The organism is Fulvivirga ligni (genome assembly GCF_021389935.1).
GTDB classification, from domain to species: domain Bacteria; phylum Bacteroidota; class Bacteroidia; order Cytophagales; family Cyclobacteriaceae; genus Fulvivirga; species Fulvivirga ligni.
Map to the genome: position 1 here is coordinate 4464813 of NZ_CP089979.1, position 19670 is coordinate 4484482.

General features: G+C 40.2%; 12 protein-coding genes. 2 read left to right on the forward strand and 10 right to left on the reverse strand.

Annotation, left to right across the window (positions count from 1 at the left end; translation table 11 throughout):
• Positions 1-35 precede the first annotated feature (35 nt).
• From LVD16_RS18775 to LVD16_RS18800, 6 genes are all read right to left on the reverse strand, one after another.
• Positions 36-1898: a sulfatase family protein gene (locus LVD16_RS18775; protein ID WP_233769823.1), complete on the reverse strand. Its 1863-nt coding sequence runs from the start codon at positions 1896-1898 to the stop codon at positions 36-38.
• A gap of 457 nt (positions 1899-2355) precedes the next feature.
• A complete protein-coding gene (locus LVD16_RS18780; protein WP_233769824.1) occupies positions 2356-3141 on the reverse strand; it encodes a nuclear transport factor 2 family protein in 786 nt (261 codons plus the stop codon).
• A 1-nt stretch (position 3142) separates the two neighbouring features.
• Positions 3143-4042 (reverse strand): cyclase family protein, encoded by a 900-nt coding sequence (locus tag LVD16_RS18785; RefSeq protein ID WP_233769825.1) that lies wholly within the window; start codon positions 4040-4042, stop codon positions 3143-3145.
• 91 nt (positions 4043-4133) lie between these two features.
• Entirely contained in the window at positions 4134-4589 is a 456-nt protein-coding gene (locus LVD16_RS18790; protein ID WP_233769826.1) for a hypothetical protein, read from the reverse strand.
• A 199-nt stretch (positions 4590-4788) separates the two neighbouring features.
• Positions 4789-7602 carry an outer membrane beta-barrel protein gene (locus LVD16_RS18795; protein WP_233769827.1) on the reverse strand — a complete coding sequence of 938 codons (2814 nt, stop codon included), beginning with the start codon at positions 7600-7602 and terminating at the stop codon, positions 4789-4791.
• On the reverse strand, positions 7595-7981 hold the full coding sequence (locus LVD16_RS18800; RefSeq protein ID WP_233769828.1) for a DUF4890 domain-containing protein: 387 nt from the start codon (positions 7979-7981) through the stop codon (positions 7595-7597). Before LVD16_RS18800 ends, LVD16_RS18795 begins: the two co-directional genes overlap by 8 nt.
• Positions 7982-8185: 204 nt before the next feature.
• Between LVD16_RS18800 and LVD16_RS18805 the strand changes: the two genes are divergently transcribed.
• The gene (locus LVD16_RS18805; RefSeq protein WP_233769829.1) at positions 8186-9268 is read left to right on the forward strand and encodes a sensor histidine kinase; all 1083 of its coding nucleotides are present in this window, start codon (positions 8186-8188) and stop codon (positions 9266-9268) included.
• Complete coding sequence (locus LVD16_RS18810) at positions 9265-9963, forward strand: LytR/AlgR family response regulator transcription factor (RefSeq protein ID WP_233769830.1); 699 nt, start codon at positions 9265-9267, stop codon at positions 9961-9963. The genes LVD16_RS18805 and LVD16_RS18810 overlap by 4 nt, the downstream gene beginning before the upstream one ends.
• On the opposite strand, the gene LVD16_RS18815 is transcribed toward LVD16_RS18810, so the two are convergent.
• The 4 genes from LVD16_RS18815 to LVD16_RS18830 all read right to left on the reverse strand — a co-directional run bounded on the left by LVD16_RS18815 (position 9956) and on the right by LVD16_RS18830 (position 19443).
• The gene (locus tag LVD16_RS18815; RefSeq protein ID WP_233769831.1) at positions 9956-13309 is read right to left on the reverse strand and encodes a CRTAC1 family protein; all 3354 of its coding nucleotides are present in this window, start codon (positions 13307-13309) and stop codon (positions 9956-9958) included. The two genes, LVD16_RS18810 and LVD16_RS18815, sit on opposite strands and share 8 nt — an antisense overlap.
• 87 nt (positions 13310-13396) lie before the next feature.
• Positions 13397-14932 carry a RagB/SusD family nutrient uptake outer membrane protein gene (locus LVD16_RS18820; RefSeq protein ID WP_233769832.1) on the reverse strand — a complete coding sequence of 512 codons (1536 nt, stop codon included), beginning with the start codon at positions 14930-14932 and terminating at the stop codon, positions 13397-13399.
• Positions 14933-14947: 15 nt separating this feature from the next.
• Positions 14948-18067, reverse strand: coding sequence for a SusC/RagA family TonB-linked outer membrane protein (locus LVD16_RS18825; RefSeq protein ID WP_233769833.1), 3120 nt, complete (start codon positions 18065-18067; stop codon positions 14948-14950).
• Between the two features lie 233 nt (positions 18068-18300).
• Positions 18301-19443 (reverse strand): putative porin, encoded by a 1143-nt coding sequence (locus LVD16_RS18830; protein ID WP_233769834.1) that lies wholly within the window; start codon positions 19441-19443, stop codon positions 18301-18303.
• Positions 19444-19670 lie beyond the last annotated feature (227 nt).

The window sequence follows — 19670 nt, forward strand, 5'->3', positions numbered from 1 at the left end:
GTAATGTCGTAACCTATGTATGGTTAATAACTAATTCACTTCCTCATCCCACTTCTCTCCAGTTCATTTACACTCACTCTTAGGTCGTAAATTTTACCTGGGAAAATATTGGGCTGATCGGATGGTAGCTTGCGATCCCGGATCATACCGCAGGAGATGTAGCCTGGCTTTATTTTAGTGAAGTCCTTAGATAATGCCACCGACATGATTTCCTGATCGTTATACCTTAGGCTTAAATCACCTTTTTCGGTAAGTTTTAAGAGCAAATGTCCTTCCTTGGATGTCAGTTCTTCGCTTTCATATGTTTTTCCGTTGGCCAGAGCTATACCCAGCTTTTGGTGGCTGCTATAGATATTGAATCTGCCGAAATAATCGCAAATTATACCTTCCTGATCGGCTCCTTCCAGATAAGCAGTGATGAATAGTGTGTTAGGATTCCATTTTGTCTTGTCAAACGACTGATCACTTGCACTAATACCTTGATCTATCTGATAGCTTCCATCATAAAAAGTAGGTAAATTCCCTTTTAGAATCATAGCCTCTGACTCCCCTTGCTTGCCTAGTTCATCGGTGAGTAATTGCCCGAGTTTCTTAGCTTCAGCTACATATTGATCATCATTAATCAGGTTGCTCATTTCCCATGTATCCTGTTTAACATCATATAATTCTGCCGGAGGACGGTAGCTATATCGGTGAAGCAGCTTTTCAGCTTCTTCATCGGTTTTGGCCTTTTCCTTCCATGAATCAAAATAAAAATGGTCTTGTTCTACTTTATCAATGTGTGTAATAAAGCGAACGCCGGGATAATAATTTTTGATGTAGTGAAGACCTTCCTTGGTAATCACGGTTCTGCTTGGCACGTAATTATACCAAAAGTGGGGTTCTACTGAGGTTTCTGCAAAAGCAACATCACGATGCTCCTTTTTATCACCAAACAGGACAGATTTAAAACTCTTGCCATCTAAATCTGTAACTTCCTCACCTCCAGCGAAATCCATAAGCGTAGGTGTGAGATCGGTTAAGGAGATCAGGGCATCAGAAACGCTATTTTTCTTAATCTTCTTTGGCCATCTTACTATAAATGGCACATTCAATCCTTGCTTATAAGTGGTCCATTTGGCCGAAGGAAACTGAGGTCCCTGGTCGGAGGTGAACATGAATACTGTATTGTTTTTCTCACCAGAGTCATCCAGCGCCTGCAGAACCTCTCCCAGCATGCCATCAGCCGCTGATATACTTTCATAATAAGCCGCCAGTGCCTCACGGGTAGCTTGGGTATCAACCAGATAGCTAGGCATGGTAAGCTTTTCAGGATCATACTTTTTATTTTCGAACCAGGGCACGTGAGGCAACCAGGTACATACGATCAGGCAGATGGGTTGCTCAGAATTGGCGAAATTATCTTTTATAAAATCACGAGTGACATGCCGGGGGTCATTGCGGTTACTAATCGGCAAATAATTGCCAAAATAAGCGCCGATGTGTTCGAAATCTGGTTTCGGATAAACATCTACTTTACCAGCGATCACAACACGATAACCTAGCTTTTTTAAATAATCAGGAAGCATTTTGATATTAGGTCGCACGGCAAAGTGATTCATCTGGCTACCATTTCGAAAAGGATACAAGCCTGAAAACATGCTACTACGACTTGGGGCACACATGGATGTAGCTGCATATGCAGAGGTGAACCTCATGCCTTCAGCGGCCAACTGATCCATATGTGGTGTCTTCACATCAGGATTTCCATAGCAGCCTAAATCCATCTGGCTCTGATCATCGCTGATAAAGACAATCATATTAGGCTTTTTCTGAGCCTTCAGGGGATTCCCAGCAATTAGCAATAGAAGAATGAATAGAAATAGACCGTGCTTTCTATAAAGTAGAGAATCAAACATAAGTAACAGTAGTTGAGGTTGAGGTTCTGAATTACATCAGTTTCTCAAATATTTTAAACTTAAAAGTTACGGTATTTTAGGGAATAGTATGGAGTATTGAGATTTTAGTTGGGAGATTTGAGATTTTGGTTATTAGAATTGAGATTTTAGTTAATAGATTGGAGATATGAGATTTTAGCTGATGGTAAGTAAGAAATCCGTGCTTTGCACGACTTCATAATGTTAGCAAACCGAATCGCTCATAGTACCCCTACTGTTTTGAGCGACAATTTTTTAAGACACCCGAGAAATCAAATCAACATGGCTGATGATCATAATAATCTCAAGTTATAAATATACCATAAATAATATAACTTATTAATAAACGGAACTGATCTTGTAATGAATATCCACTAAAAATAAGCCTGACAAAACGATCGGAATTTGACAAAATCAATCCATTTTTCTTATTATCTCCTTATTGATCACCACCAAAAAACACTTTTACGGATAGAATTTTACCATCCTTTATCTTCATGAGTTCTGTGTTTATAAAAGGTGGCTGTCCCTCTGCTGTACAACGATAGGTGATGTATACATCCTCTCCAGACTCCGCTATCTTTACAAACTCATATCGTTTTACCTTTTCGCTAAAAGGATAGCATAGCTCAAAAAACTGTGCTTTTGATAAATGTTTATCGTTCGGGCTGCTAAATGAAAAATCATCGCTAAATAGCTCCTCCAGAACTTCTTTTTGCTGATTCTGAAAAGCCTCATAAGACCGCTTGGCTATTTTCACTCTGTCCGTAGAGACCTCATTATAAGTTGAGCTAATGGAACTTGCATCGGGTTTTAAACCAATAGAAGCCATTCCATTTTCGGTGCTGAAAGGCACGGAACTATGGGTATGGATGATCTTGACCTCACCATCTACACGAACAAAACAGTTAGTCTCACGCCAGTACATGTTCAGCTCATCTCCGTTTACTGTTTTGGCTACTATATGATTGAGACTACTGCAGTTTCCCACTTCTTCAGAAAAAGTAATGTGCAGGTCAGTCATCTCAAAATCAACCACTTGATCTAATGTACTGAGCCATTCCTCCAGTCGTTTTTTCACTGCAGCTTTACCAGTATATTTAAGGTCACCCACTACATCGTAGGAGATCACGTTGGGGCCGAATATATCGGTGGCCTTGTTAACATCTTTGGTTTTTACAGCACCCACCTTCTGATTGATGATGCTTCTGATCTCCTGTTCCATATTACCTTATTTGTTGGTGTAGTTTGGCCATGGCGCGCACTGGAAAAGTACCTACTCCTTTAAATTTTGGAGGTACAGCACTAAAAGTAAAACCTGAGGCCGGAAGTAGATCAAGATTACACAAATGCTCAACGATAAGAATCTCATTTCCCAGCAAGGTAGTATGTGCTGGTCTAGAGTTTGTTCGGGTATCATCAATATTATGAGAATCTATACCCACCAGCTTTACCTCACAATCACGCAGATATTCGGCGGCACCCTGGGTGAGAAATGGATGATTTTCATAATAAAGCTCGGTATTCCAGTGCTTATCCCAACCGGTGTGAATAAGCACGGCTCTATTTCTGATTTCAAAATTCTTAAGATGCTCCTCTGTAATTTCAAGCGTGGTTTCAAATGGCACACTTACCCTGATGGCGTCCAAATCTGCAAAACATTCCAGCTCCACCTCTGATAGATCTTTTCCTCCTTCAAATCTATGGAAAGGGCAATCTATATAAGTACCCGTATTTGAAACCATCTCTATTTTACCTATCTGAAATTCAGTACCTTCTGCATAAAATTTTCGTGATTCATCTCTACTTAGGTAATCACAGATGACTGGCGCAGGCAAGCCTTTGTAAGTGACCAAGCCATCTTCAATAGTATGACTCAAGTCAATGAATAGCTGCTGTTTACTCTCAGAATTTACAGGGATACGTTTGTGAGCTTCCTGAAATATTTCCTTATTTAATATGCGGGTCTTGCCCACCATTAGCAGCCGCATATCAGCTACTATATAATCTGCCAGCTCCTTATCGGAGATGCTGTCGCCATCGATATCAAGTCGGAAATCTTCTCCTTTTATACCACCGCCATTGGTGAATTCAATCTCAAAATCAAATTTTACTCTTTTTTGCATTTAGGTTAGGTTTAATTACGTCTATTAACGGTAGACCTAAATAGCAGTTGGTGGAATAGACAATTATTTCAAATAAAATTAAACTATTTAATTAAAAAGAATAATTTAATGAAGTAGCTGAACCTGCTACATTGATTACTATTGTGCCTTGAGCACTTTGGTAAGACTGCTGATATAATTCTTTGATTTTAGTTAAACTAAAACATAGTTTTTCCTCAATGAGAGCCTCGCAATCGTCATTATCAGACAATTTAATACCAAGATTTACCTGAACAGGATTAGACTCCATAAAGGAGGCATCTGTAATTAGAGCATAACCAATAGTTTTGCAGCCACCGCTATGCTTTACAGTCATCTCCAGGTTGTCACCCTCCAACTTGTATAATTCTACATCAATGTTTTCACTGAAATCATCAGCAGAGATAAGCAAATCAGAACAACGACTTATGGAAAGGAAATCAATATCTTCAGGATCCTTATTATCTTTTTGACAGCCAATATTAAACAGTGCCAAAAGCAATATGGTAGTAGGTGCAAGCGCTTTCATATCTAGTTATTGATGGTTATAAGTCATAGACACTTACCGTGAATTAACCGTTGGAATAAGATATGAACAATCTAAGGTAAATTAAAATGATTAATGAAAATGGCCGGAGCATTGTACAGGCTCGAACGAGCCTGTACAATAACCATCACTCCAAGCTCCGACACTTTCTTTGATTTTATATCAAGTGCGCTTCATGAAGTTAGGATCTCTTCCCAAAACTCCTGATTGTATAGGTAAAAGTGGCCAGAAAGTATGTTTGTAACACATCGGTTCTGGTTTCTTCAATATAGCTTTCCGTATTCGTTCTGGATATGCTGGTGTTGTTGGCCAGCAAATCAAAAACTGATACAGATAGTTCTCCACGATCATTCTTCAAGAACTTCTTACCGAGGCTCATGTTCCAAAGAACATAACCCACGTTCAGATCCGGATCATCATAACCTGAGTATTTTAAATACTGCAGATCATTCCTAAAAACCATTCCCTTCCAGAATATAAAGTTGGTTTTGCAACCTATGGTGTGCGTCACATAATCATCTGCCTGTGACTCTTGTAAACTATTGATCACATAATTATAATCTGCATTATATGATACAGTAAAGTCTACATTCTCATTGATGTTACTTGCCAACGTTACGCCACCACTAGCACTATATGTACGGCTAATGTTAGACTGGTTATTAGTTATACCCGGCGTTCTGGTATATCCAACAGATAAGTTAGTATTAATGTTTGATTTTATTTTACTTATTGGAAAACCATAAGCTCCGAAGGCTCTTGTATTCCAGTAACCATCAAGGTTTACCGGAGTAGATAATTGCGCTCCTCTACTCAGCGTAACACTGCTATTTAGTACCGAATCAGCGGTAGCTACATAGGTGGCATTTGTCACATAATCAGCTGTATTTTGGGCCATTAGCATAACAAAAAAATGCGATGCCTTTTCAGAATTTGTATTCGAATACCTGAAATTTAACATGCTTGTTTTGCTCTGGTCCAGGTTAGCATTACCCATACTTAAGAACAGTGGATCTGAATTATCCACCACATTTTGCAGCTGGGAAATAGAAGGCGAACTGGTACTGGTTCTGAAAAATAGTCCGAAGTTTTTACTTCTGGACACTCTGTAGCGCATCATTACACCAGGCAACAGACTATTAAATGATCTTTCTAAATTATAGTTTACAGGAAACTCCTGATCGCTGGATAAGGTCGCATTCTGATAAGCCAGGTTTGCTCTTATACTTAATCCTTCTTTTCTGAAGCCCCACCCAATAGATGGTCTGCTGGTAAGATAGGTGCTCTCAAAGTTATTAGATAAAGCAGTATCTAGGGCCTGAGTTCTTTCTGCTGTAAAATCATAATCATAGTTTTCTTTCTGAGCATCATTGAAGCTTTTAGAAAGGTTATAATTAAGCTCTAACTGCGAGTATTCACCTAGCGGCTCAGTATAGACCAGATTTCCGCTGATACTATGCCCTTTAGTGCGTGAATCTATAAACTGATTAAGGCTGTCCTGCTCATCACTGATATAATAAATATTTTGAGAACGCTGCCATGCCTCTCCATCATCATCATTCACACTGGATGATACATCCAGCGATAAGGTACGACCTTTTTTAGCAAACTTATGGCGATAGAGCAATGTGCCAGAAAAATTATATCCAAAACGATCGTTATCATAGTCAGAATAAGTCTCATTTAGCGACTGCCCTGACATGGAAGTAGTAGCTCCGTTTTGTTTTGAATTAGAGCTATTATTCTGAAAACTGAGGCGTGGCATAAACAAAACGGAGTTATTATCATCCATTTCATATTCCATACGCATGGTTAGCCTATGATTATTATTGACGCTGTTAGAACCTGTATATTCATTATAAAACTGGCTGGAATCACTGGTTAAGAAGGTCTCTCTGTATGAATTCTGGTTGCTATTATTACTACTTCTGTTGAAAAAATAGCTACCATTCACGCTGAGCTTCTTAGAAAATTCCTGATCAAAGTTTATCCCAAAAGATTGAGTCTCTGAGATACCACTCTGTTGGCCACCAATAAAGTTATTAGCATTACCTCCACCACGAAATGATCCTGAACCACCGCCACCTCTACGGCCTCCTCCTCCGGGAGGGCCTCTTCTTCGGCCGCCACTACTCATCACACCCAGCAGATCTTCCTGTGAAAAGTTCTGTTGGTTAATGTTATTGGCCAAACCAAGTACAGTTACTCTGCGAGTACTGTCAAATGAATTTAAGTTGAGACCAGCGGAATATCTTTCATCTGTTCCATATCCGGCATAGGCCTTACCAAACTTGCCCTGTCTTCTATCTGGCCGGGTTACAATGTTGATGGTCTTGGTGGTATTTCCATCATCAAACCCCGTAAACTGTGCCTGATCACTAAGCTGATCAAACACCTCCACCCTATCAATAATCTCCGCTGGGATGCTCTTTAAAGCCAGAGAAGGATCATTGCTAAAAAACTCCTTACCATCTACCAATACCTTTTTCACGTCCTCACCCTGAGCCTGTACTGTACCGCTTTTGATCATTATACCAGGCATTTTGGCCACCAGATCCTCTGCATTAGCATCAGGATTAGTTTTGTAAGCCTTAGCAGCCATCATGGTTGTATCTCCTTTCTGCTGTACAGGAATAATTTCTCCCGTAATTTCCACATCACTAAGCACCTTAGTATCAGCCTCTAATGGCAAGTTACCTAGCTTTGTTTCTGCTTCACTTACTCTCAAAAACTGGAGATAAGGCTTGTAGCCAATACTGGTGATTCGCATTTTATAGAAAGCCTTAGACAGGCCGGAAATCTTGAAACTACCATCTTCAGTAGTTGCTGTAAAATGCCTTTCAGTACTATCTTTTACACCTGTAAGCAGCACCGTAGCACCTACAATTACCGACTGATCTTCCGCATCAGTAAGCTTGCCGCTAACACTGTAGTCCTGAGCATAAATTACTCCAGGAAGAAGTAAGCATATATAAATGAATAGTCTCTTAATCATTATCACCTCTTCTGCCTCCTCTTCCTCCTCTCGGCGATCTTTCAGTAACTTCCTGATAAAGCTTGAACTGATCTTCTGAAAGAATATCTTTCATGGCTTCATCCTTCTTTTTTCGGTTTTCCTGAAACTGAGCTCTCATATTCTCACGGTCACCTGATGCGATGGTTTCTTTCACCGTAACCTCAAACTGTTTGTACACTTCATCAATCAATAGCTTCTGATCTTCATTTAAATCAGTGATTTTTTCAAGTACTTCTTTCTTCTCATTTGCTATTCTTTCAGAAGGATCAAACTGTCGGTTTGGTCTGTCTCCACCTTGTGCTAAACTCATGGTTTGTATGGCCAACAGTGCGGAAAATATTAATGCTATTCTTTTCATTTCTAATGGTTTTAAAATCGAGAGTTAATTTACTGCGAAAACCACTGATCAGGAAAACTATTCAACCAACGTTCATATTTCCTCAACGAACGACTTGCATAGTTTTTTTCGATTCGTTAATTGAGGCCGCAAAGGTGTTGGTAGAGAAGAATTGCAGTTTCGTTGAATTTTCTCTCCAGTTATTTCTGATTTATCTAATTTTATATGGTGAGGAAATTTGAACGAGCGAGAAACATAGGCATACACCTAATATTTTGGTTAGCTTATGCCACATTAATGTATAACTGGATGTCATCTGCCTGGATGGATTACATTCAGAGTTTGTGGCTCACCTTACGCATAGTTAGCATACATGCTTTTGTGTTTTACATTAATGTATATCTGCTACTGCCCAAGCTGATGGAAAAGAACAGGTATGCACAGTATTTTCTTTCCATTGTAGCACTACTGTTTCTGGTATATTTTCTACGCGAAATGCTCAGCCATGTCATCCCCTTTGATCCTGCCGAGCGCATACGTCAGTTTAGAAAAATGAACCCTCCACCAGACGGCATGAATATACCGCGTCCTTTTGACCGAAGACCTGGAGTGAATCCGAGGGTGGTTATGGATATCATTTCTGTGGTGGCTGTTTTATTTGTTAGTACCACCTATTGGCTGACTCAACAGACACGCAAAAGAAAACAGGCAGAGGTAAGTTTGAAAAACGAAAATCTGAACACCGAGCTAAGACTATTGAAATCGCAGATTAATCCACATTTCTTGTTTAATGCTCTGAATAATATTTACAGCATGTCTTTCACTAATCAGAAAAATGCTCCTGACATGATCATGAAGCTTTCAGATATGCTGAGATATGTTTTGTATGAAAGCAATGAGTCTCGCGTGAGCCTTGCCCGTGAAGTGGACTACATTCATAATTTCATTGATTTTCAAAAACTCAAACTAGAGGGAGAGCCTAACATAATCATTGATATTAATGTAACTAATCATGCCCTGCTGGTAGAGCCCATGCTGTTTATTCCTTTCATAGAAAACAGCTTTAAACACAGCAATTTAGAAAGTGACAGCGGATGGATTAAAATGCTATTAAACTCTGATAAACAGCAAATTACATTTGAAATATCGAATAGTAAGCCCAAACAAACCTACTCTAAGGATAACACTTCCGGCATAGGCCTGGAAAATGTAAAGAAGCGGCTTCAATTGCTTTACCCTGAAAAGCACGAGCTGATAATAGAGGACAAAGTAGACTCATTTACCGCTAAACTTGTTATACTGGTATGACGGCAAAGTGCATAATTATAGATGACGAACACCCGGCCAGAGTACTGCTTACTCAATATGTGAGCAAAGTAAGCCATTTAGAACTGGTAGGCACTTTCAAAAATCCGGTAGAAGCCATGAGTTATCTAAAAGATAATCAGGTAGATATCATACTTCTGGATATTCAGATGCCTGAGCTCACAGGGATTGAATTTTTAAAGTCGTTCACTCAAAAGCCAAAGGTAATTCTCACCACAGCTTATCCTAACTATGCCCTGGAAGGCTATGAGCTGGATGTGATTGATTACTTATTGAAACCGATAAAATTAGAGCGCTTTATTCATGCGGCCAACAAGGCTTATGATCTCATAAAGCTGGAGCAAAATACTCAGGCACCACAAGCCGAGAAAAGCACTATAACCATAAAAGCTGACCATAAGATTCATATCGTAAACCTTGCGGAAATTAAATACATAGAAGGTTTAAGAGAGTATGTACGCTTTCACATGACCACCGGAGAAAAACTCATAGCGCTCGAGTCATTAAAAAAACTGGAAACAACCCTGCCAGCTCAGCAGTTTTTCAGAATTCACAAGTCATATATTGTCAATAAGCAAATGGTGAAAGCCATATATGGCAATCAGCTAGAGCTCAACGGCATGTACCTCCCCATCGGTAAATCATACCGTGAGGAAGTGACTCAGAAGCTTACTTAGCATTTATTTGTGAAGTATATGTTGAGACTGGCCCCTGATTGCTTACCGCTACAAAGCCTTTCTTGCCATTAATGACTGTCGCTTGAAGCTGCTTTACATCATAGGGCATGAAAATACCACTTTGCTGATAGGTTAAGGGTTGGAAATGTCCCTTTCCATCGCCCAGCAGACACAGGCCAATGCCTGCATCAGCTCTTGGAGTTTCTACTTCAGATGAGAATAGATTGCCTGCGATTATGATGTCTTCATGGCCGTCATTATTCCAGTCGGCAATCACCATATCATTAATTGGTGCTAATTGGGCCTCATTGGGTAAATGATGAATTTTGTAACCCTTCCCGGTATTTTCCAGATAAATACTGGCGAAACTTTCCACGCTATAATGAAGCGAATTTTCTAATTCTTTATCACCATAAATATCTACAACATTGGCCTTAGAAAACGACTTATAATCTTTGTATTTAGCTTTTATTGTTGGAATCTGCTGAGATGAACAGCCTCTGCCACGAACAGGATATTCCTCACCGCTATTCTGATAGCTTAATACAATATCACTCTTATCATTATGATCAAAATCACTGGCGTAAACCTTAAAGGGCTTACCCTCATGAGCCTGGTATTTGTAGTTCTTACCAAGATTACCTAGCACATAATCAGTATCACCATCATGGTCAAAATCGGCCCCATCGATACTAAACCACCAGCCATGCATATTCTGATCAAAGTAATCGGATGACTTATCTTCAAACTTACTTCCATTGTTGAGATAGACCTTTAATTCCATCCACTCGCCCACTATCAGCAGATCAGTTTTACCATCATTATTAAAATCGCTCCAGAGGGCATCTGTTACCATGCCTAGGTTAGATGCACCAGGCATAACCTGATCAGTAACTATTTCAAATTTTGGACTTCCATTCTTAGTGTCATTTCTCAACAAATAGCTCACTCCTGGATAAGGATAATGACCGGGCGAAAGTCTACCACCCACAAACAGATCCAGGTCACCGTCACCATCATAGTCATAAGGTCGCACGCATGATCCGCTGCCTGTTATTTTTGGTAATTCTGCTTTAATAAATTTCCCTCGCTCATTGATGAATAACCTATCCTGATAGTATGCTTTATTTTGAAACTCATAGCCACCACTCACGATGTAAAGATCTGCATCACCATCGCCATCTGCATCGAAAAAGCTGGCTCCCAGGTCCTCATACTTTTTATCTTCATCTATCTGAAAATCAATCCTTTCCAGTTTTCCATCGGCCTTTTGTTTATATATAGCACCATTTTCACCAGAAGCCGCTCCGATATAATAATCATCCAGACCGTCATTATCAATATCCGCAACAGCCAGAGCCGGACCAAAGTTGGACATCTTGTGAGGTAACAAAACCTGTACATCAAAATCATTGAACATATTCTCCTTATGGACAGGTAATTCACTTTCAACCTTGGCAAATAGATGGTTTTTAGTTGCTGATTTTTGGTCTGATTTCTCTGCCTGGCTGTAATCAAATGTGATTATTTGGTTCGAACCCGCGGCTTTTTTCATTTGAACCCTTCCATCTGGCCAGTTTACGATGAGTGAATCAACCTGTGTGTTCTCTCCTAATCCGAAATAAAGTATTGGCTCCACTGAAGACTGGTAGCCTCTTGTTAAAGTCAGCTCTCCTACTTGAACTTGGCCCGCATGGTACACCATCACCTTAGTGCCTATGCCCAAACTGTTGTGCTTTGCGCCTTTAAAATTGACCTTCAGATAATTAGCGCCTTGCTCACTTGTGTTATTTTTATAGATGTAGGCTTCTTCATCAATATTGTTTACAATCAACTCCAGGTCTCCATCATTATCCAGATCCGCATATACAGCTCCATTTGAAAAGCCTTTATCCGTTAAGCCCCATTCCTCCATCTGTTTACTGAACGTGAGATCACCATTGTTTTTGAAAACATAATTGGCAATAGGCTCTGAAGGCATCTTCTGTACATTTTCAAGTTCTTTACTTTGCCTTTTCTGAGTACTGGCCTTGAAATAAACCTCACGCTCAGCATCCAGCTTTTTAAAGAAATCATTGTTATTAATATCCCTACGGGTGCCATTAGAAATGAAAATATCTTTTAATCCGTCATTATCAAAGTCAGCAAACAAGGGAGACCAGCTCCAATCGGTAGAAGACACCCCGGCCAGCTTGGCAATATTACTGTATTGAGGGTCTCCATTGTCATCAACACCACGGCTCATCTGCAATGAGTTATACATATATTGATGATGCAGACCCAGGTCTACCAGCTCATAGAAACCTTCAATATTCATTCCTGCCATATTTTCCTTGTTTCTTCTATGACCTTCAGGTGTCATATCTACCTGAAGTATGTCCATGAAGCCATCATTGTTAAAATCGGCAATATCAGCACCCATGCCGTAATATGAGGTTTGGCGTGTCACCTCTTTGCTCTTGTTACTAAAGGTGCCATCACCATTATTGATGTAGCAAAAATCAGGGCTGGCAAAGTCGTTAGATACATAAATATCTTTGTAACCATCATTGTTAAGATCTGAAATGGTGGCACTTAGAGATAAACCGAAGCTGAGTAAGCCGGCTTCTTCAGTAACATTAGTGAAAGAGCCATCTCCGTTATTTCGATACAAATGATCAGACAGGTCCATTTTAGGATGCTTAATCATTTCGCTATAATAAAAAGATGGTGTTTTAAAGTCTGTTATTGGGTAGTTTGCAACATATAAATCCTGGTCACCATCATTATCATAATCGAAGAAAGTGGCCTGCGTACTATGCCCGGGATCATCAATTCCATATTTTGCCGCCTCTTCTTTAAAAACAGGAATTCCCTGGTCATTCACACCTTGATTCACGAACAGTTGATTACGACACTGGCCTTGTCTGCCACTTATGCTGATGTAAATATCTTTCCAACCGTCATTATTGATATCACAAATGGTGATGCCGTGCATCCAACTACCATCACCCACGGTACCTGAAGCCTGACTTATATCTTCAAATTTTAGACCTCCTTTATTCAGATACAGCTTATTTTCTACCATGTTTCCGGTGAAGTAAATATCTGGCAACTCATCATTATTAAAATCAGCTACAGCCACACCACCACCCATGTAGATGTATGGATAATTGAAATAATTAAAGGTATCTGTTTCGGTGAGCTGGTTGGCAAAAGTGATGTTGGAATGATCGCTGGATACTTTTTGAAAAAGCGTTTGAGAGGAAGAATGCTGCTCAGTTTTAGCATGATCATTACAGCTGGTAAGTGCACTGGCCAGCACCATTAAAACCAGTATATACTTGAATGCGAGACGATTAACCATTAGTAGGCAAGTTTTGGGTGAGGATATAAAGTGAGGCTATACCAGAACAAAAAGTATAATGATACAGCCTCACTAAGAAATGAAAAACTAATAGCCCTGATTTTGATCTGCGTTGGTCAGAGCATTATTCGAATTAATCTCTGCCTGCGGAATAGGGAAAACTTCATTCTTGTTAGAAGAAAATCCAAACTGCCCCAGCTCCTGCTCGGCCAGCCCCCATCTCACCAAATCAGGGAAGCGTGCTTGTTCACCAGCTAGCTCTACCCTTCTTTCATGCACCAAAGCATTAAATACTTCCTCTTTGGTTGAAACCGGATAGCCTGCATCATTCATCTCTGTAGTGCCGTAATAAGGCATCCCTGCTCTTTCACGCACTTCATTCATGTAATCTACCGCTGGTCCTATATTTCCAAGCTCGTTTTCTACCTCGGCCATCATCAAGAGTACATCGGCATATCTTATTACCCTGAAGTTGATACTAGAGTTAGTTTGCTCATTAGCACGCTTGTAATAATTCTGATATTTCCTCCAGGCCTGTGGTCTTTGAACAGGATTTTCAATACCATCATCGGTATTATCATAAGAAGGAAGACTCACTGTGCCCCCAGAAAAAGTATCACCATTAAAATAGAAAGTCTGGGCTTTTCTGACATCACCATCTTCATATTCGCTAACCAGATCACTTGACGGGTACACATTGAACCAATCATTAAATCCGTATTCCTGACCTCTAAAAGTTGACTCGTTCAATCCTACGCCATTGGCATCAGAATTCCACTGCGCACTAGTTCCCAGTGTTTCGTCATACTCTACTTCAAAGATAGATTCACTGTTATGCTCCGTCTCCTCCTGAAAATTCTCCTCATAATTATCTACCAGAGCATACTTTCCATATACCTTTTCAAAAGCATTTTTTGCAGCTGTATAGTCAGTTCCCTGATATAGCAAGGCCTTACCCAGAAGAGCATAAGCCGCTCCTTTGGTAGCTCTTCCCGGCTCATATGTACCATCCTCCTCAGTAGGAAGAACTAAAGCAGCCGCATTAAGATCAGCGGAAATTTGCTCATAAATGGAAGCCTTAGGGCTTTTACCGAAACCGTCACCACCTTCGGGTATGGTTGTGATCAAAGGGGCATCTCCAAATCTTGTTACAATTAAGAAATAATAGAACGCTCGAAGAAACATAGCTTCTCCATATATCCTATCTCTGTCAGCCTCTGCCAGGCCTTCAACAGCGTTAATTTTCTCTTTATTATTGAGCACGTAATTCGTCTTGGCTATGCCTTTGTAGCAGCTTTCCCAAAAAGCCCGGATGGCTCCGTGGGTGGCATCAAAAGTGAACCTTAAATATTGAAGCTTATCTGCTTCTAACTGTGGGTTATTCGCATGGTCATTATCATGTCCCATATTGTCCATAGCAAAAAACATATGCCTGGAATAAAGACCGCGAGTCTGCATGTTTGCATAGGCGGCATTCACTGCAGCCTGCACTTGTGATGGAGTGACCAAAAAGGTTTCCAAGGACAATTGATTGGGGTTTACCTGTTCAAGCTCGTCTGTGTTACACGACCCCACCACCCCAATGCAAAGGATGAATATTATTGAATATTTTAACGTTTTCATTGTGATTCGTTGGGTTTAAAGAGTGATTTCAATTCCGACTACAATCGACTTTGGTGCGGGATAATTTCCTCTGTCTATACCATTTTCAAAGTTGGTGATAGGCTGACCGTTACCATCTGTAGCCACCGCTCCGATGGGTGCCGGGGCCTCATTGGTCTCTATATCGTTGGAAGCACCCACTTCAGGATCAAGACCTGAATAATTAGTGAAGGTCAATAAGTTCATGCCGGTGACATACACCCTAAACTTTGACATACCTTGGATTTTGAAGGTCTTCAGTAGATTATACCCCAGAGTAATGTTTCTCAACCTTGTATATGAACCGTCTTCTACAAACCTGCTAGACACCTGAACGTTAGTGCCTGCTCCACCTGCTCTTGGCACTTCGTCGGCTGTGTTATTTTCCGGAGTCCATCTATCGAGCACACCTGTTCCAGCATTAAACAGGCGAGGCATGCCTTCAAGGTCATAGATGTTGGTATTATAAATGTCATTACCATACATTCCATTAAAGAAAAGGCTAACATCAAATCCTTTATAGTTTAGATTGGCGCTGAGCCCATAGGTTAAAGTTGGAAATGGATTGCCGATAATTGTTCTATCATCTGCCGTAATTCTACCATCGTTATTGGTATCTACAATCCTAAAATCACCTCCGCGGGCATTTAAATTGTTATACTGAGAGCCCTGCATATATGAGTTTGCCTCAGCATCACTATCAAAAATACCGTCAAATTGCCACCCGTAAAATTGGAAAGCAGGTTGACCAACAGTAGAGTATGATATGTTTTCACTTTCGAAATTGGCACCTACAATTGCCTCATTTTCACCTACATCAAGGACCTCATTCTTACTAGTACCAAGGTTAGCATTCACGCTCCATTCCATCTGTGAGCCTGTATGATTATAACCCAAATTGATCTCAATACCTTTCGTTTCTATTGAACCTGTGTTTTCTATTACCGTTCCATTGTTAAAACCTGATGAAATAGGTAATACTCTGGGTATCAAAAGATCATCACTTTGATTAGAATAATACTCTATGGATCCTGATATGGTATAGTCCATAATTGCAAAATCCAGACCTATGTTAGACATGGTAGTCTCTTCCCATTTAAGATTGGAATTGCCAAGACCTGCTGGCGAGGCTCCCAAGGCATCGCTGCCTCCAATAGGATAATGGAAGTCATCAACTATACCCGCAGAATAAGAATAATCAGGGATGTTATCATTACCCGTTTTACCCCAGCTCGCTCTCAGTTTCAGATTACTAACAAAGTCCTGGGTATCCATAAAACCCTCCTTGCTGATGTTCCAACCAATAGCAGCTGAAGGGAAAGAACCCCATCTATTGCTAGAAGCAAACCTGGAAGAAGCATCTCTTCTAAATGAAGCGGCAATCATATAGCGCTCATCATAGTTGTAGTTAATTCTTCCTAAATACCCTAATCTGTAATAGTTATATTCAGAAGAACCGATATCTGAATCTGTATTCGATACCTGATCCACGTCATTACTGATATAGTTTCTACTGTAGGTATTGATTAGTGTGGTCCTTGTACTTACCTGTTCGGATAATGCTAAAACCTCTATGTTATGAACCTTATTAATGGACTTGCTATAACTTAAACTATTGGTAAATGTGGTTCTGAACAAAGAGCCATCACTTAATCTGATGTTAGCATAATTCACAGTGTGAGTTGCCCCTTCCGGGTCATCGTTATATGAAGGCGTAAAGCTTGAATACTCAAATGTTTTATATTCAGAACCTACCTGGCTTCTGGCTTTTAAACCATCAATAATCTCTAATTCTGCAAATACATTTCCTAGAAGTGCCACTCCACGTCTCTCTCTTCTTCCTAGCTCAAGCACTCGCACCGGGTTTTCTGCATCCTGGGCGTCCAATCCGGTATTAGGCCCACGATAACCTCCTTCGGTTCTGCTGTCATAAACGGGTAAATATGGTGCCATTTTGATGGTGTGTTCTATCACAGATCTACCACCTGACGCCGCTAAAGGATTTTCTTCAGAGATGGCGATATTCACATTTTCTCCCACCGTGAGTTTGCCAAGTTTAAAATTGCTGTTAGCTCTTAAATTATACCTTTCATAATTCGTTGACCTGATAATTCCTTCTTGCGAGAGATAACCACCAGAAATCCTGAAGGTGCTATTATCTCCACCTCCTGATACGCCAACACTGTAGTTCTGCACCAGGCCACTTTGAAAAATTTGGTCCTGCCAATCAGTATTATTTTGAAGTAGCTGAGCAAAAGCAGGAATAGTATCTGAAGCAGCTACCCTGGGCGGCGACTGAAAGGCCTCTTTGGCATAGGTCAGATACTGCTGACTGTTGAGGAGATCAAAGCGCTTGTTACTCCATTGTGAACCTGCATAGGCATTCATACTCACTTGTACCTTGCCAGATTTACCCTTTTTGGTAGTTACAATAATAACTCCGTTAGAGCCCTTTGCACCATAAACTGCTGCCGTAGAAGCATCTTTAAGCACCTGCATAGATTCAATATCCTGCGGATTCAGATCACCGAGCCCTGTAGCAATGACACCATCAATCACATATAGTGGATTGTTATTATTCACTGTACCAAGGCCTCTGATTCGAATTGTTGGCTCGTTACCGGGAGCACCGTTGTTGATCACGGTTACACCCGCTGCTCTACCTTGCAAAGCCTGATCTACGGTAGGAACTGGTAAATTGGCTAATTCATCGGCCTCTACAGTACTGATAGCACCCGTTACATCCGCCCGTTTTTGAGTACCATAGCCCACCACAACTACTTCAGTAAGCTGCTGGGTATCTAATGAGAGAGAAACATTAATTGAAGTTTGTGAACCCACAGCTATTTCCCTGGCCTTATATCCTATAAAGGAGACAATTAAAATATCGGAAGAATTTGCAGTGAGAGTGTAATTTCCGTTGATATCAGTAACGGTACCTTTGCTTGAATCTTTAATAAGTACCGAAGCTCCTGGCAGTGCGGCACCTGACTCATCGGTAATTTTACCTGTAATTGGATTTTGTGCAAAGGATATAGTAGCAATAGACATCAGAAGAATGAGCATACAAAGTCTGGCATACCCAACCTTCAAAATAGGTGTAGAAGATTGCATCATGTAGTAGGGTTTAGTGTGTGTTAATGGTTTTTGATTAGTGAGTCTAAGTCATAAAAAACGAGTATAGTTAATATGTTACACAACCTGTTGTTCTAAGAACAATCGATTGAAAGGCTAATTTTTAACCTTAATTCAATAATGAATTTATAAACATTAAAAATATTACGCAATCGATTGTTAAAAATTTTAAGAAGAAAATATTAAAATATATCAACACAGCTTATTAAACCGATTTAATTAAATCCTATATCCAGGTCTAATCTTACGCGCTGACCATTCTCTCTATGAGGTCCATACTCTACAAGCTGCTTCACATTGAAATATCTCATCTTTAGCTTAAGCCTATCTGCCACCACATAACCAGCCATGATCTCGAGCCCCTGAAAATTGGTGAGCCTACCGGCCGGAGAGTTATAATTAGAATAATCCCATCTTACCCAATCATTTTGGGCCATGTAATCAACTGCAGAAAATCTTTGAAGGCAAGTATAGTAGGCTCTGAGGGTAAAATCACCTTTATGCTGAAACTGTCCCAAAAGCACTCCTATGACTATTCCCTCCTTATCATCTACCAAACCCATGGGCAAAGAGTCTTGCTTGTGATAATGCTGTAAGTTATCATAGTAGTCCATTTCCAGACTGAGCGCAGGATTAGTCAGCAGTTTATAGCTGAGGCCAACATGAAAAATGGAATAGTTAATCAGCTGAGGATCAGCCTCATCAGGCACTACCGGTATTTGATGAAAGTAATAAAATCCTGGAAAAACCTTTATTTTTTGAGACAGAGCCGTGGCTACAAGCTGAACGCCTTCGAAATAACCATCCTCCGAAAATGATCTGCCAGAGGAGCGCATAATGAAATGACCTGTATTTATAGTAAGGGCCGGTACAAACCCTAACACATCTTTAAATTTACCGCTTATGGTTACTCCTTCCGGATATACATTATCGCTCCAAAACAATTCATTTTGCTTCTCAAAGGGAAATGTATTTTTACCCAGCCAAGCTGAAAAATTTCTATAATTTGCCTTAAAAAAAAGCTTCTCCAACCCAATAGGAACAATGTCAAATTCCTGCGCGCCGGCGCCCAGGGTAAGATGAGGGTCTTGCTGATTGCTCATAGTGCCAGTACGCAGGCGCATACCAAAGGAGGCCCAATGGTTATACTCATAATTGGCACCGAAGCGTAGCCTATAACGCAATCGGGATCTGTCATCACGGTAGGTACCGTCAGACTTCCGGGAATCCCAATCTTGTTCTATTCTAAATCGAAAGTCTCCTGTAAACGTGAGCTTTGGCTTTTCTTTTTCTTCCACTGATTGTGAAAGACATAATGAGGCATGGAGCAAGATCAATAATAATCCTATTAATTTCATCTGAATGATAGATTATTATACCCGCCTTATTTCTATGGGACTCAAATAGCATCAAAAACCATTCTGAAGGTAGAACAATCTACTACATTATTCAAGCAGAGCTACAAAATTAACTCCATTGGCATCCGCACGACTGGGCAGCAAGAATCTTCAGACCTTAAAAATTAACTCCGTTAGCCCAGTGAATAAATTAATGAAAGATTAAAACACCTTGCTAATATCACTAC

Excerpts from the sequence above, each read along its gene's own strand:
- LVD16_RS18830 (WP_233769834.1), bottom strand. The coding sequence starts at position 19,443 with ATGAAATTAATAGGATTATTATTGATCTTGCTCCATGCCTCATTATGT.
- LVD16_RS18820 (WP_233769832.1), bottom strand. The coding sequence starts at position 14,932 with ATGAAAACGTTAAAATATTCAATAATATTCATCCTTTGCATTGGGGTG.
- LVD16_RS18775 (WP_233769823.1), bottom strand. The coding sequence starts at position 1,898 with ATGTTTGATTCTCTACTTTATAGAAAGCACGGTCTATTTCTATTCATT.
- LVD16_RS18785 (WP_233769825.1), bottom strand. The coding sequence starts at position 4,042 with ATGCAAAAAAGAGTAAAATTTGATTTTGAGATTGAATTCACCAATGGC.
- LVD16_RS18805 (WP_233769829.1), top strand. The coding sequence starts at position 8,186 with ATGGTGAGGAAATTTGAACGAGCGAGAAACATAGGCATACACCTAATA.
- LVD16_RS18790 (WP_233769826.1), bottom strand. The coding sequence starts at position 4,589 with ATGAAAGCGCTTGCACCTACTACCATATTGCTTTTGGCACTGTTTAAT.
- LVD16_RS18800 (WP_233769828.1), bottom strand. The coding sequence starts at position 7,981 with ATGAAAAGAATAGCATTAATATTTTCCGCACTGTTGGCCATACAAACC.
- LVD16_RS18780 (WP_233769824.1), bottom strand. The coding sequence starts at position 3,141 with ATGGAACAGGAGATCAGAAGCATCATCAATCAGAAGGTGGGTGCTGTA.
- LVD16_RS18795 (WP_233769827.1), bottom strand. The coding sequence starts at position 7,602 with ATGATTAAGAGACTATTCATTTATATATGCTTACTTCTTCCTGGAGTA.
- LVD16_RS18825 (WP_233769833.1), bottom strand. The coding sequence starts at position 18,067 with ATGATGCAATCTTCTACACCTATTTTGAAGGTTGGGTATGCCAGACTT.
- LVD16_RS18810 (WP_233769830.1), top strand. The coding sequence starts at position 9,265 with ATGACGGCAAAGTGCATAATTATAGATGACGAACACCCGGCCAGAGTA.
- LVD16_RS18815 (WP_233769831.1), bottom strand. The coding sequence starts at position 13,309 with ATGGTTAATCGTCTCGCATTCAAGTATATACTGGTTTTAATGGTGCTG.